18 protein-coding genes are annotated in these 21,687 nt (G+C 54.6%); 11 read left to right on the top strand and 7 right to left on the bottom strand.

The genetic code is table 11. The features are described 5' to 3' along the window. Positions 1 to 288: 288 nt before the first annotated feature. Both UC14_RS13625 and crp read right to left on the bottom strand, forming a co-directional pair. Positions 289 to 2,364, bottom strand: coding sequence for a YccS/YhfK family putative transporter (locus tag UC14_RS13625; RefSeq protein WP_112197879.1), 2,076 nt, complete (start codon positions 2,362 to 2,364; stop codon positions 289 to 291). A gap of 61 nt (positions 2,365 to 2,425) precedes the next feature. Further along, entirely contained in the window at positions 2,426 to 3,058 is a 633-nt protein-coding gene (crp, locus tag UC14_RS13620) for a cAMP-activated global transcriptional regulator CRP (protein ID WP_013573634.1), read from the bottom strand. Between the two features lie 362 nt (positions 3,059 to 3,420). Here crp and UC14_RS13615 point away from each other — a divergent pair, with 362 nt between their 5' ends. Then, positions 3,421 to 3,828, top strand: coding sequence for an OsmC family protein (locus UC14_RS13615; RefSeq protein ID WP_013573635.1), 408 nt, complete (start codon positions 3,421 to 3,423; stop codon positions 3,826 to 3,828). Positions 3,829 to 3,831: 3 nt separating this feature from the next. On the opposite strand, the gene UC14_RS13610 is transcribed toward UC14_RS13615, so the two are convergent. After that, on the bottom strand, positions 3,832 to 4,701 hold the full coding sequence (locus tag UC14_RS13610) for a phosphoribulokinase (protein WP_013573636.1): 870 nt from the start codon (positions 4,699 to 4,701) through the stop codon (positions 3,832 to 3,834). Positions 4,702 to 4,836: 135 nt separating this feature from the next. Beyond that, positions 4,837 to 5,751 carry an HTH-type transcriptional activator AllS gene (gene allS / locus UC14_RS13605; RefSeq protein WP_112151925.1) on the bottom strand — a complete coding sequence of 305 codons (915 nt, stop codon included), beginning with the start codon at positions 5,749 to 5,751 and terminating at the stop codon, positions 4,837 to 4,839. Between the two features lie 214 nt (positions 5,752 to 5,965). Between allS and UC14_RS13600 the strand changes: the two genes are divergently transcribed. The 9 genes from UC14_RS13600 (at position 5,966) to UC14_RS13560 (ending at position 16,519) form a co-directional block, all read left to right on the top strand. Next, positions 5,966 to 6,472, top strand: coding sequence for an ureidoglycolate lyase (locus UC14_RS13600; RefSeq protein ID WP_037033635.1), 507 nt, complete (start codon positions 5,966 to 5,968; stop codon positions 6,470 to 6,472). Positions 6,473 to 6,558: 86 nt separating this feature from the next. Continuing rightward, positions 6,559 to 7,368 carry an HTH-type transcriptional repressor AllR gene (allR, locus tag UC14_RS13595; RefSeq protein ID WP_013573639.1) on the top strand — a complete coding sequence of 270 codons (810 nt, stop codon included), beginning with the start codon at positions 6,559 to 6,561 and terminating at the stop codon, positions 7,366 to 7,368. Positions 7,369 to 7,482: 114 nt separating this feature from the next. Further along, positions 7,483 to 9,264 (top strand): glyoxylate carboligase, encoded by a 1,782-nt coding sequence (gcl, locus tag UC14_RS13590; protein ID WP_112197878.1) that lies wholly within the window; start codon positions 7,483 to 7,485, stop codon positions 9,262 to 9,264. Between the two features lie 15 nt (positions 9,265 to 9,279). Further along, positions 9,280 to 10,056 (top strand): hydroxypyruvate isomerase, encoded by a 777-nt coding sequence (gene hyi / locus UC14_RS13585; protein ID WP_112197877.1) that lies wholly within the window; start codon positions 9,280 to 9,282, stop codon positions 10,054 to 10,056. Positions 10,057 to 10,147: 91 nt separating this feature from the next. Further along, positions 10,148 to 11,026 carry a 2-hydroxy-3-oxopropionate reductase gene (glxR, locus tag UC14_RS13580; RefSeq protein ID WP_013573642.1) on the top strand — a complete coding sequence of 293 codons (879 nt, stop codon included), beginning with the start codon at positions 10,148 to 10,150 and terminating at the stop codon, positions 11,024 to 11,026. A 75-nt stretch (positions 11,027 to 11,101) separates the two neighbouring features. Continuing rightward, positions 11,102 to 12,556, top strand: a complete 1,455-nt coding sequence (locus UC14_RS13575) for a putative allantoin permease (RefSeq protein WP_014411521.1) — start codon at positions 11,102 to 11,104, stop codon at positions 12,554 to 12,556. Between the two features lie 82 nt (positions 12,557 to 12,638). Next, a complete protein-coding gene (gene allB, locus UC14_RS13570) occupies positions 12,639 to 14,000 on the top strand; it encodes an allantoinase AllB (RefSeq protein WP_014411522.1) in 1,362 nt (453 codons plus the stop codon). A gap of 62 nt (positions 14,001 to 14,062) precedes the next feature. After that, entirely contained in the window at positions 14,063 to 15,349 is a 1,287-nt protein-coding gene (locus tag UC14_RS13565; protein WP_112197876.1) for a uracil/xanthine transporter, read from the top strand. 24 nt (positions 15,350 to 15,373) lie between these two features. Beyond that, positions 15,374 to 16,519: a glycerate kinase gene (locus UC14_RS13560; protein ID WP_112197875.1), complete on the top strand. Its 1,146-nt coding sequence runs from the start codon at positions 15,374 to 15,376 to the stop codon at positions 16,517 to 16,519. A 67-nt stretch (positions 16,520 to 16,586) separates the two neighbouring features. Here the strand turns inward: UC14_RS13560 and allE are convergent, their stop codons facing one another. The 3 genes from allE to allD are packed head-to-tail and all read right to left on the bottom strand — an operon-like array spanning position 16,587 to position 19,702. Continuing rightward, positions 16,587 to 17,378 (bottom strand): (S)-ureidoglycine aminohydrolase, encoded by a 792-nt coding sequence (gene allE, locus UC14_RS13555; protein ID WP_013573647.1) that lies wholly within the window; start codon positions 17,376 to 17,378, stop codon positions 16,587 to 16,589. Between the two features lie 22 nt (positions 17,379 to 17,400). After that, on the bottom strand, positions 17,401 to 18,627 hold the full coding sequence (gene allC / locus UC14_RS13550) for an allantoate deiminase (RefSeq protein ID WP_112197874.1): 1,227 nt from the start codon (positions 18,625 to 18,627) through the stop codon (positions 17,401 to 17,403). A gap of 25 nt (positions 18,628 to 18,652) precedes the next feature. Further along, positions 18,653 to 19,702, bottom strand: coding sequence for an ureidoglycolate dehydrogenase (gene allD / locus UC14_RS13545; protein WP_013573649.1), 1,050 nt, complete (start codon positions 19,700 to 19,702; stop codon positions 18,653 to 18,655). Between the two features lie 297 nt (positions 19,703 to 19,999). Between allD and fdrA the strand changes: the two genes are divergently transcribed. Continuing rightward, positions 20,000 to 21,667, top strand: coding sequence for an acyl-CoA synthetase FdrA (gene fdrA / locus UC14_RS13540; protein ID WP_112197873.1), 1,668 nt, complete (start codon positions 20,000 to 20,002; stop codon positions 21,665 to 21,667). The last annotated feature ends 20 nt before the right edge of the window (positions 21,668 to 21,687 follow it).

Here is a 21,687-nt window from a genome sequence, read left to right as displayed (position 1 = left end):
AAGATTTCCAGCCTGTCGCTGTGGTTGCTGGAACATAGCCTACGAGCGAAGCGCGCAGTTTAAGACGTGGAGATTCCAAAGAGGGCTCGTCTTAGCCCTCTTTGGTCGGTTTCGGCTCGGTGAGTTAAGCGAACACGGCAATTGAAAAACCGAAACTTTCTCAATCCGTTTAAAAGAACGCCAGTACACGGCATCCGTACTTGAGAAACCGAAATATTCTCCGATTAGCTTTAAAAAGCAGTCTGGCTGCAAGCCAGTAAAAAGGGGATTTGAAAGGGGTCTCCCCCTTCACGCCCGCCGCGTCAGCCAGATCCCATGATGCGGCCTCTGCTTCCACGCCAGTGACGAGATGGTATGCATCACGCTGAGATGTGAAATTACGCGCCGCAGATGGCGTTCCATTTCGGTCAGTGGCATATCCGGGTGAAGTTCCGGCGCATTAAACAGGTTGTTCTCGCTGCCCGGCCCGTCGTAGAGCAGTCGTTGCTGACAGCTTTGCAGCGCGATTTCGCAGGTCTGTAAATACTCCGTCGCCAGTTTTTCCGGCAGCATGTAATGCTCGCGGGCGAGGATCGTCATCGCGTTGATATGCTCAACCACAAACTGACTGTGCGTCACCCACAAACGCATATCCGCCAGATAATGTGAGTTAAAACCCGGCTCCTGCATCGCCTGATTTAGCGAAGTGAACAGCTTATTGTGCGCCTGATTGACCTGCATACGGGTGTACGCCAGTTTGGCGGTGTCGGGGCTTTCCTCGAGCAGCAGGCGGATAGCGTCCTGATAGATTTCCAGCGCCTGGTGTGCATTCTGGCGCAGCAAACCGCTTTGCCATTGCGGCCACAACCAGATAGTGCCACCAAAGGCCAGCGCGCAGCCGATCAGGGTATCGACCAGTCGTGGTACCAGAAAATGCACGCCGTTCATCGCCAGCAATTGCAGGGTATACACTGCAGTCACCGTCATGCCGACCATCGCCAGTCCGTAGTTTTTGCGCAGAACGGTATAGGACAACAGGGTGATCAGCAGCATGCACAGCAGCGTGGTGCCTTCCGGCAGTTCCAGTTTGAGCAAGCCTGAGGCAATCAGCAATCCGGCCAGCGTACCGAGTGCACGGTGCTGGATCCTCACCCGCGTGGCGTTATAACCGTTCTGGCTGACCAACATGATAGTCAGCAAGATCCAGTAGGGTTTGGGCAAATTGAAGAACAGACCCAGACTGCTGCCAATCGCCAGAATAATGCCCAAACGTGCGGCATTACGCAGTGCCACGGATTTGAAGGAAAGATAGCTTTTCAGCGCGGGCCAGAAGGGCAAACGCGGCTGGGTGTTCATCAGGTCGCGCCGGTACAGCGGGCGCTGGGTACGCAGCAGGCGCGCAATGCGGCTGAAATGGTAATAACAAAACTGACCTACCGGATTGTCCGGATTGCGCGCGGCGATTTTCTCCAGCGCGGTCAGCTCATTGGCCATCGTAAAGCGCCCGGATAAACGGTGATAAAGAATATCGTCGGCAATCACCCGAAGACGGGTGGAAATCACCTGTGCATTTCGGCGGATAACCGCTTCGGCATGGCTTTCCTCCACCAGTTTCTGCACTTCTTCCGGCTGATGCAGGCTCACTGTAATGTGCTCCTGCAAATCGAGCGCCACCTGAAAACGCTGAAATAGCCGCTTATGGTGATGATGATGTCCGTGCTGGGGCAACATGTGTAATTGCTGATAAAGCAGGGCAATCAGGTCGATAACCTGCTGCTGGCGGGCTAGCAGTGGGGGTAACGCGGTTTCGGGATCGGTGTGTTGCGTCAGCAGGCTGTACTTGGCTTCGAAATAATCCGCGAGTTGCAGATAGAGCTGGCTGAGTGTTTCGCGCATCGGCTGTTCTTCCGAAATACGAAACCACGCCCAGTTAAACAATCCGTACCAGGCTGTGCCAGCGGCGAACAACACCGGGGCCTGCCACATCGGGCGCACGCCCACCATACTCAGCGTGAAGATAGTCGCCACCAGCGCACCGGGCAGCAGGCGCGCATGCAGCGGGCTGATTTCACCGGTGACGCCGAGCAGTAACGCCAGCGACAGCATGATCAGCGGCAGCGGTATATGCCAGCTTTCGAGCATCAGTTGCAGCAGAAGGCTGCTCACGGCAAAGAGTGAACCGCCGACGAGCAGGCGTTTGAAAAAGCGTTTATGCGGGGTATCCAGACCGGCGATGTTACAACAGGCCGGGCAGAGGGAAAACAGCAGGCCCATTTGCAAATTGCCAAACAGCCAGCAAATGCCAACAGGTAAGCACAACACCAGCGTCTGGCGCAGCGCGTAGTTCACTTCAGGATGGTAAAACAGTCTTCGCCATAGCGTCATGGGTAAAGCTTAGCCCATAAAAAAGGCGCGACAGTGTTTTGCCGCGCCAATTTTTGAGGGATTAACGTGTGCCGTAAACGACAATCGTTTTACCGTGTGCGGAGATCAGGCTTTGATCTTCCAGCATTTTGAGAATGCGTCCGACTGTTTCACGTGAACAACCGACGATTTGGCCAATTTCCTGGCGGGTAATCTTGATTTGCATCCCGTCCGGATGGGTCATTGCATCAGGCTGTTTAGCCAGATTGAGCAAGGTTTGAGCGATACGACCGGTAACGTCAAGGAAGGCAAGGTTGCCGACTTTCTCTGACGTCACTTGCAGACGGTTGGCCATCTGCGCGGAGAGACGCATCAGAATATCCGGGTTAACCTGAATCAGCTGGCGGAATTTTTTATATGAAATTTCAGCCACTTCACAGGCAGTTTTAGCACGTACCCAGGCACTGCGTTCCTGACCTTCTTCGAAGAGTCCCAGCTCACCGATGAAGTCACCTTGGTTAAGGTAGGACAGTATCATTTCCTTGCCTTCTTCATCTTTAATCAGGACAGCAACTGACCCTTTCACGATGTAGTAAAGCGTTTCGGCTTTTTCACCCTGGTGAATCAGCGTACTTTTAGAAGGATACTTATGTATATGACAGTGAGACAGGAACCATTCAAGAGTCGGGTCTGTTTGTGGCTTGCCGAGAACCATTTGCTATTATCCTCTGTTGTTATCGCTGCCCAAAATCACAGGGCTCAGAGTTCCCTGTACGGCACTTCAAATCCAAAGCGCCCTTTCAGCATATAACTCTCCAGAAATGCTGCAAGCGGATGTCGGAGTGCAACAGCCTGTTTATTGCTGTCATCACCGTGGGTTCTGTACTTAAACCGCAAAAACCGTCACCGCAATTTACTGGAAAGTATGTTTCGGCTTTGTTTGTAGCACAGGTTTGAGATGCTGTCTTCTGTTGTCTCGCTTCAGCATGATGGCGATCGGGTTACGTTGCCAGATTTTAGGTGAAAGGGTACTCTGAGAGCAGATTTCGACAAGTTTATTCACCGGGAGAATAGTTCATGCATGCACGTGTCAAATGGGTTGAAGGACTGACATTTTTAGGTGAGTCTGCATCGGGTCATCAGATTTCAATGGATGGAAACGCGGGTGATAAAGCCCCAAGCCCGATGGAAATGTTACTGATGTCCGCAGGGGGGTGTAGTGCAATCGACGTGGTGTCAATTTTGCAAAAAGGTCGTAATGACGTGCGTGATTGTGAAGTGAAGCTGACCTCACAACGCCGCGAAGAAGCGCCGCGTCTGTTCACTCACATCAATCTGCATTTTATCGTCACCGGTAAGGATCTGACCGATAAGATTGTTGAACGCGCAGTCAGCCTGTCTGCCGAAAAATACTGTTCTGTGTCTCTGATGCTGGGGAAAGCGGCCACAATCACCCACAGCTTTGAAGTGATTGCAGCCGAATAAAGTTTACTCGATCTTCTTGCCTTCCATCAGGCGCTGCACCAGCGGCGCCATGATCAGCTCCATCGCCAGCCCCATTTTGCCGCCCGGCACCACCAGTGTTTTGATGTGCGAGATAAACGACCCTTGCAGCATGGCCAGCAGATACGGGAAATCGATGTCATCCAGTCCCTGAAAATGAATCACCACAAAGCTTTCATCCAGTGACGGAATGGCTTTGGCGGCAAACGGGTTCGAGGTATCGATGGTGGGTACCCGCTGGAAATTGATGTGCGTGCGGGAAAACTGCGGGGTAATGTAATTGATATAGTCATCCATCGAACGCACGACGGAATCCATCACCGCTTCACGGGAATGCCCGCGCTCGCCGGTATCGCGCACCAGTTTCTGGATCCATTCGAGGTTGACGATAGGCACTACGCCGACCAGCAGGTCGACCTGCGCGGCAACGTCAATTTTGTCCGCCACCACACCACCGTGTAACCCTTCGTAAAACAAAATATCCGTCGGTTCCGGCAACGCCTGCCACGGCGTAAAGGTACCCGGCACCTGATTGTAGGGAACGGCTTCGTCATAAGTATGCAGATACTTACGTGAACGGCCAGTGCCGGTTTTACCGTATTCGATAAAGCTTTTTTCCAGCAAACCAAAGTCATTGGCTTCCGGCCCGAAGTAGCTGATATGACGTCCCAGATCGCGCGCCTTGCGTATTGCCGCATCCATTTCAGGACGGGTGAAATGATGAAAACTGTCGCCTTCCAGTTCCGCCGCACGCAAACCAAGCTGCTGAAATATTTTACGAAATGCCACGCTGGTGGTCGTGGTGCCTGCACCGCTCGAACCGGTCACGGCAATAACAGGATGTTTGGCTGACATAATGCGCTGTTCTCCATAAAGGTGATGCAGGCAGGCGAGACGCGGTCTTTTCTGTGGTCGAAGATCTGGCGTCAAGGCTGCGCATAATTAAGCCTATTGTTACCATATTTATTCGCGAAGCCAAAGAGGGCATCACTATTCTAAACCCGCCAGCAACGGTTGGATCAGCGGGTCTTTCTGGTGGAACAGGGAAACAATGTCATGCAGCGCCTTGCCTGTGTACTCCTTTTTCCACGCCAGACTGAGCGGGGAAGGGGCGCGCGGATAGCGGATTTGTCGGGCGATCAGCTCGCCGCTGTCGAGATATGGCTGGCACAGATGGCGCGGCAGAAAACCGATACCCATTCCCTTCAGGTGACAGGCCAGTTTAGTCGCCACATCTGCCACGATGATCTGCCGTTGCCCGGTCAGCAACCAGGCTACCCGCTTGTTCAGATGGCGCGAGGTGTCTTCCACATTGATGGCAATGTACTGACGCAACACCGCTTCTTCCAGCATGCCAGTGATGTGCTGCAGCGGATGAAAGGGCGCATGAACAAAAATCCAGTCCACTTCACCCAGCGGCAGCAGATTCACGGCGTTAGAAAGAGATTCGGTGCCGGTGACGCCAATCGCCAGCTGAAAATCTTCGTACAGCAGCGTATCCCATACCCCCATGTAAATCTGTCGTGTGAAAGTGAACTGCGTGAACGGGTAGCGCTGCGTCAGACAGCTTAATAACGCCGCCAGAGTTTCAGGGCAGTACATCAGATTGTTCACCACCACATTCAGCTGGCGCTCAATGCCGTCGTTAATCTGCTGCAGTTCTGCCGGTACACCCTCCAGCCAGGTTAGCCACTGGCGACATCGTTCAAGCAGATGCTGTCCGGCGGGCGTCAGCGACACCGTACGGGTCGTGCGGTTGAGCAATAACGTCCCGGCACTGTCTTCCAGCATCTTAATTCGATAGCTGATGGTCGCGGGCGTTTTATGCAGCATCTCTGCCGCGCGGGAAAAGCTGCCTGTTTGTGCGACGTGCATAAAGGTTTTAATCGACTCCTCATCCAGCATAGGTCACCCGAAGTAATGTTAATGCATTGAATGAAAAAGATTTTATAGATTTAACCGGATGAGAATTGTGGACTTCATCAATTTTATGGAATCTTTTTCCATATTTCGATTGAGCAAGTTGGAAAAAGTTTCTACAGTAATTGCATTGAGGATAAATCCGCCAATCTGGCGGGCTTATCTCACCGGTTTTATTTTAAATGCAGGGATGAATGCCATGGAACTTCCGGTTTACCCGCTGACCCAGGCGGCCTTCGCGGCTTACGGCGATGTGATTGAGACGACAGGTCGCGATTTTTTTCATATCAACGACGGCAAGGTTGAGCGGTACCACGATCTGACCAACGTGGAAATCCTCGGGCAGGATCGCCCGCTGGTCAGCATCAACCGCGCCCAGCCAGCACCGTTGCCCATTGTGGTGACGCAACTCGAAAAACACCCGCTCGGTTCACAGGCGTTTGTGCCGATGCAGGGCGAGCGCTTTATCGTGATTGTTGCGGCAGGGGGCGAGACGCCGGACATCTCCACGCTGAAAGCCTTTATCACCAACGGCCTGCAGGGCGTGAATTATCACCGGAATGTCTGGCACCATCCGCTGTTTGCGTTTGAGACGGTGACGAATTTTCTCACCGTCGATCGTGGCGGCGCAGACAACTGTGATATCAGTCAGTTACCTCAGGGCTATCAGCTTATTTTACCCGTTGCGGCGGGATTAAAGTCGTGACGCTATAAAGCATCTTGCATAAGATACAAGCATCTGAAAACAAGCGAAACGCGGGCGCTCAGCGCCTGATGCTGGAGAAATGTGAGATGGCCGAAGTAAAAAAACGGGGGCGTCCTAGCCAGCCTGGTTCTGGTTCGCAAAAGGGCGCTCAGGCCTTAGAACGCGGCATTGCGGTGTTGAATTATCTGGCGCAGTCCGGCGGCAGTTCTTCTGTCAGCAACATTGCAGAGAATTTGTCGCTGCCCCTTTCCACCACCTTTCGACTGCTGAAAGTGCTGGAAGAGGCCGATTTTGTTTATCAGGATGCGCAACTGAGCTGGTGGCACATCGGCTTACAGGCGTTTACGGTCGGATCGTCTTATATCCATAACCGGGATGTATTGTCAGTCGCCGCGCCTTATATGCAGCGCCTGATGCTGTTGTCGGGCGAAACGGCCAATCTGGCGATCCGCAACGGTTTCGAAGCGGTACTGATCGGCCAGCGGGAATGCCAGTCGATGGTGCGGATGTGCGCGCCGCTTGGCAGCCGCCTGCCACTGCATGCCTCCGGGGCCGGGAAAGCGTTGCTGTATTCGCTGGATGACGAGGCGCTGATGAGCCTGATGATGCAGGCGGGGTTGAAGAACTTTACGACGCACACGCTGGATAATCTGAATGCGTTGAAAAAGGATCTGCAACACGCGCGTCAGCAGGGGTTTGCACAGGACAGCGAAGAGCATGTGACAGGGCTGAACTGCCTGGCCTCGGCGATTTTTGACAGCAATAACAATGCGGTGGCGGCGATTTCGATCTCCGGCCCCAGCTCCCGCTTAACGACGGAGCGTTTTACCGATTTAGGCGAACTGGTGCGGGATACCGCGCGTGACATCAGTCTGGCCCTGGGTCAGCGCCACTAACCGGTTCGTCCTGCGATCCCCGCTCTGTCGTGAGCGGGATTTTTTTCAGTCAAATTAAAGTTGGAAACTTTTTCCGTTATTTTATGCAAAGCGGAATTACCTGAGGATTTAGCTATGGCTCGTATGACAGCTGCACAGGCAGCAATGTATGTGTTGGAAAAAGAAGGGATCACCACCGCGTTTGGTGTACCGGGCGCAGCGATTAACCCGTTTTATAACGCCATGCGCCTGCATGGAAAAATCCGTCATGTGTTAGCCCGTCATGTGGAAGGTGCATCGCATATGGCCGAAGGTTATACCCGTGCGAAAGCCGGGAACATCGGCGTTTGCCTGGGGACGTCTGGCCCGGCGGGTACCGACATGATCACCGCGCTGTATTCCGCCTCGGCGGATTCCATTCCGATCCTGTGTATTACCGGTCAGGCACCGCGCGCCCGTCTGCATAAAGAGGATTTTCAGGCGGTGGATATTCAGGCGATTGCCGGGCCGGTGAGCAAAATGGCGGTGACCGTGCTGGAACCTGCGCTGGTGCCGCGTGTTCTGCAACAGGCGTTCCATCTGATGCGCTCCGGTCGCCCCGGTCCGGTACTGGTCGATCTGCCGTATGACGTGCAGACCGCCGAAATCGAATTCGATCCGGAAACTTATGAATCGCTGCCCGCTTACAAGCCTGCCGCCACCGTCGCTCAGGCCGTCAAAGCGATGGAAATGCTCAACGCCTGTGAGCGTCCGCTGATTGTGGCCGGTGGCGGTGTGATTAACGCTGATGCCGCCGCGCTGTTGCAGCGCTTTGCTGAAATAACCCAAGTGCCGGTGATCCCGACACTGATGGGCTGGGGCGTGATCCCGGGCGATCACCGCCTGATGGCTGGCATGGTCGGATTGCAGACCGCGCACCGCTACGGTAACGCCTCACTGCTGGCGTCGGATCTGGTATTTGGCATCGGTAACCGTTTTGCCAACCGTCATACCGGCTCGGTAGAGAAATACACCGCAGGCCGCAAAATCATCCACGTTGATATCGAACCGACACAAATCGGCCGCGTACTTTGTCCTGATTTAGGCATTGTGTCTGACGCCGGTGAAGCCCTGAAACTGCTGATCGAAGTAGCAGAAGAGCAGAGAAAAGCCGGCAAATTGCCGTGTCGCGAAAGCTGGATCCAGGAATGTGAAGAACGCAAACGCACCATGCTGCGCAAAACCCACTTCAACGATGTGCCGGTCAAACCGCAACGCGTCTATGAAGAAATGAGCAAAGCCTTTGGCCGCAATGTGAATTACGTAACCACGATCGGCCTGTCGCAAATTGCGGCGGCGCAGATGCTGCACGTGTTTGAGCCGCGCCACTGGATCAACTGCGGCCAGGCGGGCCCGCTGGGCTGGACCATTCCTGCGGCACTCGGCGTCTGCATTGCTGCGCCGGAACGTCAGGTGGTCGGGATTTCAGGCGATTACGATTTCCAGTTCATGATCGAAGAGCTGGCGGTCGGTGCGCAGTTCAACATTCCTTACATCCACGTCCTGGTGAACAACGCTTATCTTGGCCTGATCCGCCAGTCGCAGCGCGCCTTTGATATGGATTACTGCGTCCAACTGGCGTTCGAAAATATCAACTCTGAAGACGTGAAAGGTTACGGCGTCGATCACGTGAAAGTGGTGGAAGGGTTGGGATGTAAAGCGATACGCGTCTTCAAGCCGGAAGATATCGCCCCGGCGTTTGCAGAAGCTAAACGTCTGATGAAAAAACATCAGGTGCCGGTGGTGGTGGAAATCATGCTGGAACGCGTCACCAATATTTCCATGGGCGGCGAAATTGACAGCGTGAATGAGTTTGAGCCGGTTGCCGATAATGCGGATGACGCACCGACGCACGTCAGCTTCATGAAATATGAATAAGCCAGGAGGCTGAAAATGCTCAAGTTCTCTGCGAATTTATCCATGCTGTTTCTGGAGGTAGATTTCCTTCAGCGCTTTAAAGCGGCGGCTGACAGCGGTTTTACGGCGGTGGAGTTTATGTTCCCTTACGGCTATCCGGCTGACACCCTGAAGGCGTTGCTGGCGCAAAATAAGCTGCAACATACGCTGCACAATCTGCCCGCGGGCGACTGGGCGGCGGGCGAGCGCGGTATTGCCTGCCTGCCGGGGCGTGAAGCGGAGTTTCGCGAAGGCGTGGCGCAGGCCATCGCTTACGCCAAAGCACTCGGCAACCGCAAAATTAACTGTCTGATTGGCAAAACTCCGGCGGGTTCAGATGCCGTCAGCGTGACGCCTTTGGTGGTGGAAAATCTGCGCTATGCCGCACAGGCGCTGGCGAAAGAGGGGCTGATGCTGCTGATTGAGCCGATCAATCACTTTGATATGCCGGGATTTTATCTGACCGGTACGCAACAGGCGCTGGATCTCATTGAACGCGTCGGCTGTGACAACCTGTTTATCCAGTACGACATTTACCATATGCAGCGGATGGAAGGGGAACTGGCGAATACCCTGATCCGCCATGCGGACAAAATCGGTCATTTGCAGGTGGCGGATAACCCGAACCGTAATGAACCGGGTACCGGTGAAATTAATTACGACTTTATTTTCGACCTGATTAAAAACTCGGATTACGACGGCTGGGTCGGTTGTGAATATAAGCCACGGGCGCGCACGGAAGAAGGATTAGGCTGGCTTAACGCCTACCGCTAATCGTTATAAAACGCGAGAAACAGACATTATTCACCCTCGCGGTGAGGGATTTCTGTACGCCAAATTTCAGTCACATTGAAAGGGAATTAGCATGAAAATTGGATTTATCGGCTTAGGAATTATGGGCGCACCGATGGCGCAACATCTGGTGGATGCCGGGCACAGTCTGCATTTCTCCACACTCGGCAACGTGCCTGCTTCACTGACCGATGCCGGTGCCAAAGCCTGTGCGACACCGGCAGAAGTCACCGTTCACGCCGACGTCATTATTATCATGGTGCCGGATACGCCAGACGTGGCAACGGTGCTGTTTGGTGACAATGGCTGCGCCAGCGTGCCGCTGAAAGGCAAAACCATTGTCGATATGAGTTCCATCTCACCGATTGAAACCAAAACGTTTGCGCAGCGTGTGCAGCAACTGGGGGGGGAATATCTGGATGCGCCGGTTTCCGGCGGTGAAATTGGCGCGCAGCAGGGCACGCTGACCATCATGGTGGGCGGTAAGGAATCAGTCTTCAACGATATCAAACCGCTGTTTGAGCTGATGGGTAAAAACATCACGCTGGTGGGCGATTGCGGAGCCGGGCAAACCTGCAAAGTGGCGAACCAGATCATTGTGGCGCTGAATATTGAAGCTGTCTCGGAAGCGCTGCTGTTTGCTTCCCGCGCCGGTGCCGATCCTGCCCGTGTTCGTCAGGCTTTGATGGGCGGATTCGCCTCATCGCGCATTCTGGAAGTGCACGGTGAGCGCATGATCAAGCGCACTTTTGCGCCGGGCTTTAAAGTCGCGCTGCACCAGAAAGATCTCAACCTGGCGCTGCAAAGTGCCAAAGCCTTATCAATCAGCCTGCCTAATACGGCGACCTGTCAGGAGTTATTCAATGTCTGTGCAGCAAACGGCGGATCGCAGTTAGATCATTCGTCATTAATTCAGTCGCTGGAAATGATGTCGAATCACAAAATCGGTTAATTAAATCAGGCTGGCATCAATGTCAGCCTTTTTTAATCCACAAGCACGTCCCTAACGTATTATGAGGAATTAAGGATGAATGAATCAGAATGCACTCAGCAAGAACGTTATCGTGAAAGAGGATACAGCAACGATCTTCTGCCAAAATTAAAAGAAAAAAGAAACTGGAAAGGATTTAATTATTTTACGCTGTGGATGGGTTCGGTACACAACGTGCCGAATTATATTGCGGTCGGCGGATTTCTTATTCTCGGGTTGTCTACGTTTAGCGTGATGATGGCGATTATTATCAGCGCGCTGTTTATTGCGGCGGTGATGGTATTAAACGGGGCGGCAGGTTCGAAATACGGCGTACCTTTTGCGATGATCCTGCGCGGTTCTTACGGTATCCGCGGCGCATTATTTCCCGGCATTCTCAGAGGCTGTATCGCGGCGATTATGTGGTTCGGTTTGCAATGCTATGCCGGTTCACTGGCCTTCCTGATCCTGATTGGCAAAATCTGGCCGGAGTTCCTGACCCTCGGCGGTGATTTCAATCTGCTGGGTATTTCCATGCCGGGGCTGATCGCCTTTATGATTTTCTGGGCAATCAACGTGATGATCGGTTTTGGCGGCGGCGGGGTGCTGAATAAATTCACCGCCATCCTTAATCCGTGCATTTATGTTGTTTTCGGCGGCATGGCGGTCTGGGCTATCTCGCTGGCCGGGCTGGAAAATATCCTTAACTATGTGCCAGCCAATGCTGAGCAATCGGGTAATCCGCTGTTCCTGTTTCTGGTGGTGATCAATGCCGTGGTCGCGGTGTGGGCGGCGCCGGCGGTGAGTGCTTCGGACTTTACCCAGAATGCCAGCAGCTTTAAACAGCAGGCGTGGGGACAAACGCTGGGTCTTATCGTGGCGTACGTGCTGTTTGCCGTTGCCAGCGTCTGTATTCTGGCTGGGGCAAGCATTCACTACGGCGTTGATACCTGGAACGTGCTGGATATCGTACAGAAATGGGACAGCCTGTTCGCCTCGGTGTTTGCTGTGTTAGTGATCCTGATGACCACCATTTCGACCAACGCCACCGGTAACATTATCCCCGCCGGTTTCCAGATTGCCGCTATCGCACCGAAAAAGCTGACCTATAAAAAAGGTGTGCTGATTGCCAGCCTGATAAGCGTGGTGATTTGCCCGTGGAAACTGATGGAGAATCAGGAAAGTATTTATCTGTTCCTCGATATTATCGGCGGGATGTTAGGGCCGGTCATTGGCGTGATGATGGCGCACTATTTTATTGTGGTACGCAGTGAGCTGGATCTGGATACGCTGTATACCGCACCGGGGAATTATCACTATTACGATCGCGGATTTAATACCGTGGCATTCGCAGTGACATTAATTGCCGTCGTCCTTTCACTGGGCGGAAAGTTTATTCCTGTACTGGAACCTTTATCGCGGGTTTCCTGGTTTGTGGGTGTCATTGTGGCTTTCGTTTTGTATTCCGTTTTTATGAAAAGGGAACCGTCACTTCAGCCGCAAAATGTGTGAGCCGGTAAACCGGCATGAAATAAACGAATAATAAATCCAATAATAAAATCTTATCTCTGTACTTTCATAAGGAAATATAACCATGTCATATGATCTGATCATTAAAAAAGGCACCGTTGTTCTGGAAAGTGAAGCCGTGATTACGGATATCGCGGTGAAGAATGGCAAAATTGTCGCCATCGGCGATGACCTGACTGGCGCAGAAAAAATACTCAGCGCGGAAGGGTTGATCGTTGCGCCGGGAATGGTGGATGCCCATACGCACATCTCAGAACCGGGCCGCAGTCACTGGGAAGGCTACGCCACCGGTACCCGGGCGGCGGCCAAAGGCGGGATCACCACCATGATCGAAATGCCGCTTAACCAGTTACCGGCCACGGTGGATCGCGCGTCCCTGCACATGAAATTCGATGCTGCCGAAGGCAAGCTGACCATCGATGCCGCGCAGTTTGGCGGGCTGGTGTCTTACAACCTTGACCGTTTGCATGAGCTGGATGAAGAAGGCGTGGTGGCCTACAAATGTTTCGTCGCTACCTGCGGCGACCGCAGCGTCAGTAACGATTTCCGTGACGTGAATGACTGGGAATATTTCAAAGGCCTGCAAATTCTGGCAAAACGCGATCAGCTAGTGGCGGTTCATGCGGAAAACGCGCTGATCTGCGACGAACTGGGCCGCGAAGCCAAAGACGCCGGACGGGTGACGGCACATGATTATGTTGCCTCACGCCCGGTCTTCACTGAAGTGGAAGCCATTCGCCGCGTGTTGTATCTGGCGAAAGTAGCGGACTGCCGTTTGCACGTCTGCCATATCTCCAGCCCGGAAGGTCTGGCGGAAGTGCTGCGCGCACGTCACGAAGGCCAGCGCGTGACCTGTGAATCGTGCCCGCATTACTTCGTACTGGATACCGCACAGTTTGAAGAGATCGGCACGCTGGCAAAATGTTCGCCACCTATCCGCGACAAGAAAAATCAGGACGGCATGTGGGAACACCTGCTGAAAGGTGACTTTGACTGCCTGGTCTCCGACCATTCACCGTGCCCGCCGGATATGAAAGCCGGCAACGTCATGCAGGCGTGGGGCGGTATCGCCGGACTGCAAAACTGCGTCGATGTGATGTTCGACGAAGCCGTGCAGAAACGCGGTATGTCGTTGCCGATGTTCTCAAAGCTGATGTCTTCCAACGCGGCGGATATCTTCGGGCTGAAGCATAAAGGCCGTATCTCCATCGGCAAAGATGCCGATTTCGTGTTCATCAAACCGAACAGCAGCTATGTGCTGAAAGCGTCAGATCTGGAATATCGCCATAAAGTCAGTCCGTATGTTGGCCGCACCATCAATGCGCAGGTCGTGAAAACTATTCTGCGCGGCGAAACCATCTATGACATCAAAGACGGTTTCCAGGATAAGTGCATTGGTAAATTCGTACTGAAACACCAGCAGTAATCTCTGCATCTGCCCGCTGTGTAAACGGCGGGCTTTTTCTTTTTGAGGTCAGCCAGATTGTCATGATGTTATTTCCCAGAGCGCAAATCCTGCCGGGTATCCAGTGGTTCTTCTTCATTTTCTGCAACACGGTGGTTATCCCGCCGACATTACAGTTTGCGTTTCAGCTTTCCGATGCGGCCACGCTGTGCCTGATGCAATACTCTTTTATCGCCACCGGGCTGGCGTGCGTGGCGCAGGCGGCGCTCGGCCACGGCCGTGCCATTATGGAAGGGCCGACCGGATTGTGGTGGGGCGTGATCCTCACCGTGACGCTGGCGGAAGCCGCGCAAGGGACGCCGCTGCCGGTGATCGGCGGCAGTCTGGCTGTGGGTATCGCACTTTCCGGTGTGATCACCGTGCTGATTGGCCTGAGCGGGCTTGGTCATCGTATCGCCGTGTTGTTTCGTCCGGCGGTGATGATGGTGTTTATGTTTTTACTCGGTGCCCAACTGCTGTCGCTGTTTATTAAAGGCATGCTGGGGCTCCCTTTTGGCGTGCCGCAGGGGCCGGTGGCTATTGATTTTCCGGCGTTCCTGCTGGCGCTCGCCGTGGCGGCGCTGGTGGTCGGTATTGTGGTCTGGCTGCCGTCACCGTGGAATAAATATGGCCTGCTGGCTGGTACGTTGCTCGGTTGGGCGGCATATCGGATCATTTTCCCGCAGGCCGTCAGCCCGGGCACCGGCACAGACTGGCAGTGGTTTCCGCTGGGCGCGCCGCAGGAATTACGCGGTGGCATTATCCTGACCGCCACGATGACCGGGCTGCTGAATATTTCGAATACTTTTGGCGCGCTGCGCGGCACCCAGATTTTTTACCCGCAGCAGACCCCGCAATATCGCCGCAGTTTTGTGGTTTCCGGCCTGTTTACCCTGGGATCGGCTGTTCTGGGCATCGTGCCTTTTTCGCCGTTTGTCTCATCGATTGGCCTGCTGACGCAAACCAATGACAACCGCAAAGCACCGTTTATTCTCGGCGCGCTGGTGGTGGTTGCCATTGGTCTGTTTACGCCGCTGACGGCGTTTTTCGCCCGTATCCCGTTGAGCATCAGCAGCGCCGTGTTGCTGGTGTCTTATCTGCCTCTGCTCAGTTCGTCGCTGTCATTTCTGCCCCACATCAGGCTCAGCAGCCGCAATGTTTACCGTCTGGCGATCCCGCTGTTTGCCGGGATTTTCCTGATGGGGCTGCCTGCCGGATATGTGCAGCAGGTGCCGCTGTGGCTGCGTCCGCTGCTGAGTAATGGTTTGCTGACTGGCGTGATGCTGGCGATTGTGCTGGAAAATTTATTGCCCTGGGACCGGGTTCACTGAGTCCCCATTACCGAAGGATTGAAGATGAAAATTATTATTGCGCCCGATTCATTCAAGGAAAGTTTAAGTGCGGAATGTGCGGCGATGGCGATTGAAGACGGGTTTCGCGCTGTGTTCCCGGAACTCGAGGCTGTCCGTCTGCCGGTTGCTGACGGCGGCGAAGGCACGGTGGATGCGCTGATTGCCGCGACCGGCGGGCATCGCATTGATATTGAGGTGACAAACCCGCAGGGACATCGCGTGCGTGGTTTTTACGGCGTGAACGGCAAAGGTGATTGTGCGGTGATTGAAATGGCCGCCGCCAGCGGTCTGATGCTGGTGCCTGCCGGACAGCGTGATCCGCTCACGGCCACCAGTTTCGGCACCGGTGAGTTAATCCGTCATGCACTGGACGGCGGTATCCGCCACATCATTTTAGGCATTGGTGGCAGCGCGACCGTTGATGGCGGCATTGGCATGGTACAGGCGCTCGGCGGTCGTTTTACCGATGCGCAGGGCATTGATCTGCCGTGGGGCGGCGCCGCGCTGGCGCAACTGGCGGCTATTGATCTGAGCGCACTGGATCCGCGTTTAGCGCAGTGCCGGATTGAAGTGGCGTGCGATGTGGAAAATCCGCTGACCGGCCCGTGCGGTGCGGCGGCAGTATTCGGCCCGCAAAAAGGCGCATCGGTGCAAGATGTTCAGGTTCTGGACGCGGCGCTGGCCCATCTGGCGGCGGTTATTTTCCGCCATCTCGGGGTTAACGTGCTTGAGTGGCCAGGCGGTGGCGCAGCGGGCGGAATGGGTGTGGCGGCTCGGTTGTTCCTGCGTGGCAACATGCGTTCCGGTATCGACATTATTATGGATGCCATCGGGCTGGAAGAGGCGATGCAAGGTGCTACGCTGGTGATCACCGGCGAAGGGCGGCTGGATCAGCAGACCATTAACGGCAAAGCACCGGTCGGTGTGGCGCGGCTGGCACAACGCTACCATGTGCCGGTGATCGGGCTGGCGGGCATTCTGGGCGAAGGAGTGGAAGTCGTGCATCAGCACGGGCTGGAAGCCGTATTCAGTATTCTCCCACGCCTCGCGCCACTGGAAACGGTGCTGGAGCAGGGGGAGGAAAACCTGCGCTACGCTGCGCAAAATCTTGCCCGTGTTTACCGGCTGGGCATGAAGGCCTCATCCTGACGTTATCGGTTTCTCAAAACACAAAAACCGCCAGCGATGGCGGTTTTCTTATTACATTCACGAACCGTTAAAGTTCGACGTCGCGGTTACAGTCTTTCGAATAGATATAGCTCAGCGGCTCATCGCGCCCCACGGCATAACAGGCCTGCGGGCAGTACGCACCCATAAAGATATAGTCGTTTTTCTTCACCGGGATCCAGTGGTTATCCAGGTTATACATGCCTTCACCGCTGAGGATCAGCGCACCATGCTCCTGCACGTGCGTCTCCACATAGCCGTGGCAGGCACCTGGCGCAAACGTCAGAATATGAATGTTCATATCGAACCCCAGAACCGCAGGGAGTAAATCCTGCACAATCACATCTGACATGCCTTCGTAGTGGATTTTTTCCAGCTGATGCACGTTGTTGCTCACCACATGCGGCTGGAAACCACTGACTGGCGTATAGCGTTTTTTATAGAGGAATAAGCGGCTGTTCTGGCCGCCGTTGGCATTCACCAGCGTCATGCTCACGCCCGGCGGGCAGTAAAGATATCCGCCGCTTTCCAGCCGGTAATCCTGACCTTCGGCATTCGCAGTGATGTTACCGTCGATCACGTAGACGAAGGTTTCGATATGCGCGTCGCCGCCGAAGCCCGCCAGGTTTTTCCCCCCTTCCAGCATGTTGACCAGATAATCCACAAAGGTCGCGCCCAGTTTCGGCGTCGCCAGAATGGTGATTTCACAGCGCTCAAAACCGGGCAGGGTATTTTTGACCAGACCGTCGGGTTCAATCAGCGCATAGTTCCCGCGTTTGATGATGGAACGGTTAGAAAGTAAATCATTGATATAGCCTGTGTTTTGGTTGATATAACCCATTGTAAACTCCCTTTAAGACAGATTAATAAGCCAGTTGATGCAGCATTTTCGCCAGCATTTCCACGCCCGCGGCCAGATCGGCAACAGCGGTGTTTTCTGCCGGGTTGTGGCTGATACCCGCAATGCTGGGAACGAACAGCAGGCAGGTCGGTACGCAGGCGGCGAAAATCTGCGCGTCGTGCCCGGCGCCGCTGTGCATCACGCGGTAACGGCTGTTTTGTTCACGGCACAGGGCGTCGAGTTGCGCCACCAGTTGTTTGTCCATGGGCACCGGCGCTTCATCCATCCATAAATCAATGTCGATGCCGATGCCGCGTTCCTGACAAATCCGCCGCATGGTGGCTTCCAGTTCTGTGGTAAACGCCAGCAGCGCCTGCTGATCGGTGTGGCGGCAATCAATGCTGAACACGGTTTTACCCGGCACGACATTAACGGTACCCGGCACCGGCACCACTTTGCCGAAGGTCAGCACCAGCGGGTCGCCGTGTGCTTCGGCGCTTTCGGTGGCCGTCACGCAAATCTGACTGAATGCCTGAAGGGTATCTTTGCGGTAACTCATCGGCGTAGTGCCCGCGTGATTGGCGGTGCCGGTCAGGGTCACGGTATAGCGGCGCTGACCGACAATCGCATGCACCACGCCAAGTTGCTGCTGATTGCGTTCGAGCACGCTGCCCTGCTCGATATGCAGTTCGACAAAGGCTTTGATGTCGCGGCGGGCGGGCAACGGAGAACCAGGCAGCGTGAAACCGCATTGCTGCATCGCATCGGTAAATTTCACGCCCTGCGCATCGGTGATGTTGCGCACATCGGCAGGATCGGCCTGTCCGACAATGTTTTTACTGCCCCAGAAAACATAGGGAAAACGGCTGCCTTCTTCTTCGGCCAGCGACACCACTTCCAGCGTGCGGCGCGGCGTGCCAAAGGTGTCTTTCAGATAGCGCATGGCGATAAAGGCGGCGAGCACACCGAACTGTCCGTCGAGATGGCCACCGCTGACCACCGTATCGATATGCGAGCCGGAGAGAATGACCTCGTCTTTGCGGTCACTGCCTTCGATGCGGCCATATAAATTGCCGACGGCGTCGAAACGGGTGGCAAACCCATTCTGCGTCATCCGCTGTTTTAACTGATTTTGCGTTTCCAGCCATTCGGGGGAATAAAGCAGGCGGGAAATACCGCCAGCCGGATCTGCGCCAAATACCGATAACCAGTCGAGCTGACTTTCTACGTGCTGATAAAAGGGCGACATAGCATATTCACCTTTAAATAAATAATTAATGTGCGAAAGGAGATTGTGTTTGATAAGTGTGGGTATAAAGCTCATCGGAAATTAAATAACGATAAATATCATCTATCAGTTCTATTCCATTGGCTTTCGTATGCTCTTCATAAATATCCAGGTTCTGGCCCGGATACAGCACTTTTTCAAAACCCGGCGCCGGGCGAAGTGCCACTAATTCGGCCAGCATCTGGCTGATATTTTTTCTGAATATCTGAGAAGAGGTAAAGAACGCCGGATTAATCACAATGTGCAACTGGCCGAGGTCACGACCGGCGGTGAGGTCTTCATACATCGAGCTGACGGAGCGCCCGAACGGCAGGCCGAGCAAAATACCGGACAACACATCAACCATCATCATCAGGCCGTAGCCTTTCGGGCCGGACATCGGCAGAAGCGCTTCGACGGCATAAGGATCGGTGGTGGGATTGCCTGCGCCATCTACCGCCCAGGTGTCAGGGATTTTTTCATTGCGCGCCCGGGCATCAAGGATTTTCCCCCACGCCTGCACGGTGGTCGCCATGTCAAAGGTGATGATTTGCTCCCCTTCGCCGGGTGCGGCAAAGGCAATCGGGTTGGTGCCGTAATAGATGTCGGCGGAACCAAACGGCACCACCATCGGGTCAGACTGGCAAACGGAAACCGCGATCAAACCGGCTTTGGCCGCGCGGTGAACGAAATAAGACAGCGCGCCGCAATGCCCCATCTGTCGGATTCCCACCACGGCGACGCCTTTGGTTTTTGCCATGTCGATGGCATGTTCCATCGCCAGGTTTGCTGCGACGTGTCCGGGGCCGTTATCGGCATGCAGAATGCCGCTGCATGGCCCGGTTTCTTCCCACTGCAACGCCGGAGAGGTGTTGGTGCCGCCTCTGGCAATACGTTCGGCATAATATTCAACCCGCACCGCGCCGTGAGAATGGATGCCTCTGGCATCAGCATAAGAGAGCACGTCGGCCACCACGGCGGCATGTTCCGGCGTTAAACCGGCGGTGGTGAGTTTGCGGGCAATAAGCTGGTGTAATTCTTCGCGACTGACCTTCATCTGGCGTTCCTTATTTGCAGCGAATGAGGCGTTGAATAGCGAAGAAAATACGGGATATCCCGCGTGAGAATGTGATCTGAATAACTAATCAGGGATAGCGAAAATCAATTTGCTAATGCGCATTTTTTCTTATTAATTTTTTATTTAATCGTTATTCATTATTTAATTTTTTCACATGTAAATCAGCGTGGTTATTTAATTAAACCTGACAATAAATCAAGTGTGAGCCAGTTCACCTTGCGAGGTTTTATTTCTGCGTAGCCTGCGTCTCACCGTCTGAAAATATAAGGGAAGCAGATGATCCACGCCTGTATTAAAAAAGGAAGTTTTCAGGATTCCGTCAGCCTGATGATTATTTCCCGCCAGCTCAGTGAATCACCGGACGTTGACGATGTATCGGTGATGATGGGGACACCCGCCAATAAAGCGTTATTAGAAGCCACCGGTTTCTGGCATGCCTGTTTTGAACAGGCGACGCCGAATGATATCTGCGTGGCGGTGCGTAGCGAAAGTCGCGAAGCAGGCATTATTGCTGCGATTACCGCACAGCTTGAAGACGCCTTAAAAGCCATGTCAGCCGGGCAACGCGGCGGGCGATCTCTGCCGGTAGCGCGCCGTTTTTCCAGCGCGGAACAACGCCTTCCTGACGCTAATCTGATGCTGATTTCCATTGCGGGCGAGTATGCCGCCGGGCTGGCGCATCAGGCGCTCGACAGTGGCCGCAACGTGATGATTTTCTCTGATAACGTCACGCTGGAAGACGAAATCGCGCTTAAACAAAAAGCCTGTGAGAAAGGGCTGCTGGTGATGGGGCCGGATTGCGGCACCGCCATTATTGCCGGTGCACCGCTGGCGTTTGCCAATGTGTTGCCGCAAGGCGTGATTGGCGTGACCGGCGCATCCGGTACCGGCATTCAGGAACTGACGTCGCAAATTGCGCTGAACGGACAGGGCATTTCGCAGGCTATCGGCCTCGGAGGACGCGATCTTTCCGCGCAGGTCGGCGGCATCAGTGCGCTGACGTCGCTGAAGATGCTGGCGGAGGATCCGCAAAGTCAGGTGCTGGCCTTTGTCTCCAAACCCCCGGCAGATGCCGTTCGCCTGAAAGTGATGGCAGCGATGAAAGCTATTCGTAAGCCAGTGGTGGCGCTGTTTCTCGGTGCGCCGGTCAGCCAGGCACGTGACGGTAATGTCTGGCTGGCATCGACCCTCGATGAAGCGGCACGCATCGCCTGCCTGCTGGCGCGGGTGGTTCAGGTTGCCGCATCGCAGCCTGATGTCACGGGTAAAAAAATCGCCGGATTGTTTACCGGTGGCACGCTGGCCGCCGAGGCCGCAATGGTGCTGGCCGCTCTGCTGGACGTGGAAGCCGATCATGTCCATGAGCACGGCACCATGCTTGACCACAACGGACACCGCATCATTGATTTGGGCGACGATTTCTACACCGTTGGCAAACCGCATCCGATGATTGACCCGACCTCGCGGGAACAGCTGATTCTCGGGCTGGCCGGTAAATCTGAAACCGGCGTGCTGCTGCTGGATGTGGTCATTGGTTATGGCGCGCAGCGCGATCCGGCCGGTTCGGTGGCAACGGCTGTCAGGCAACTGATGACGCAGCGCGCCCGACATGCGCCGCTGGTGGTGATCGCCATGGTGACGGGCAGTGAGCAGGATCCGCAGTGCCGTTCGCAGCAAATCGCTCTATTGCGCGAGGCGGGCATTTTAGTGGTGCAAACCCTGCCGGAAGCCACGCTGCTGGCACACACCTTATGTACCCAAACTGCCGTGACACCTACGGCATCAACTTGCCCGCTGTTGTCGCAGGTCGCGGTGATCAACGCCGGACTGCGCAGTTTTGCGCTGGATTTGCAATCGGCTTCGGTGCCGGTCGTGCACTACCCATGGTCGCCCGTTGCGGGTGGCAATCTCCGGCTGGCCAGCTTGTTAAAACAACTGGGCTGAGCCGCTTCCCCTCTTCGGAT

Origin of the sequence: Rahnella sp. NRRL B-41462, assembly GCF_003263525.1 — a bacterium.
In the GTDB taxonomy this organism is placed as follows: Bacteria; Pseudomonadota; Gammaproteobacteria; order Enterobacterales; family Enterobacteriaceae; genus Rahnella; species Rahnella aceris.
Note: the sequence above shows the minus strand (reverse complement) of the source record. Positions and strands in the feature narration are given on the sequence as shown.

Coding starts and splice junctions, on each gene's coding strand:
- UC14_RS13625 (WP_112197879.1), bottom strand. CDS start 2,364: ATGACGCTATGGCGAAGACTGTTTTACCATCCTGAAGTGAACTACGCG.
- crp (WP_013573634.1), bottom strand. CDS start 3,058: ATGGTTCTCGGCAAGCCACAAACAGACCCGACTCTTGAATGGTTCCTG.
- UC14_RS13615 (WP_013573635.1), top strand. CDS start 3,421: ATGCATGCACGTGTCAAATGGGTTGAAGGACTGACATTTTTAGGTGAG.
- UC14_RS13610 (WP_013573636.1), bottom strand. CDS start 4,701: ATGTCAGCCAAACATCCTGTTATTGCCGTGACCGGTTCGAGCGGTGCA.
- allS (WP_112151925.1), bottom strand. CDS start 5,751: ATGCTGGATGAGGAGTCGATTAAAACCTTTATGCACGTCGCACAAACA.
- UC14_RS13600 (WP_037033635.1), top strand. CDS start 5,966: ATGGAACTTCCGGTTTACCCGCTGACCCAGGCGGCCTTCGCGGCTTAC.
- allR (WP_013573639.1), top strand. CDS start 6,559: ATGGCCGAAGTAAAAAAACGGGGGCGTCCTAGCCAGCCTGGTTCTGGT.
- gcl (WP_112197878.1), top strand. CDS start 7,483: ATGGCTCGTATGACAGCTGCACAGGCAGCAATGTATGTGTTGGAAAAA.
- hyi (WP_112197877.1), top strand. CDS start 9,280: ATGCTCAAGTTCTCTGCGAATTTATCCATGCTGTTTCTGGAGGTAGAT.
- glxR (WP_013573642.1), top strand. CDS start 10,148: ATGAAAATTGGATTTATCGGCTTAGGAATTATGGGCGCACCGATGGCG.
- UC14_RS13575 (WP_014411521.1), top strand. CDS start 11,102: ATGAATGAATCAGAATGCACTCAGCAAGAACGTTATCGTGAAAGAGGA.
- allB (WP_014411522.1), top strand. CDS start 12,639: ATGTCATATGATCTGATCATTAAAAAAGGCACCGTTGTTCTGGAAAGT.
- UC14_RS13565 (WP_112197876.1), top strand. CDS start 14,063: ATGATGTTATTTCCCAGAGCGCAAATCCTGCCGGGTATCCAGTGGTTC.
- UC14_RS13560 (WP_112197875.1), top strand. CDS start 15,374: ATGAAAATTATTATTGCGCCCGATTCATTCAAGGAAAGTTTAAGTGCG.
- allE (WP_013573647.1), bottom strand. CDS start 17,378: ATGGGTTATATCAACCAAAACACAGGCTATATCAATGATTTACTTTCT.
- allC (WP_112197874.1), bottom strand. CDS start 18,627: ATGTCGCCCTTTTATCAGCACGTAGAAAGTCAGCTCGACTGGTTATCG.
- allD (WP_013573649.1), bottom strand. CDS start 19,702: ATGAAGGTCAGTCGCGAAGAATTACACCAGCTTATTGCCCGCAAACTC.
- fdrA (WP_112197873.1), top strand. CDS start 20,000: ATGATCCACGCCTGTATTAAAAAAGGAAGTTTTCAGGATTCCGTCAGC.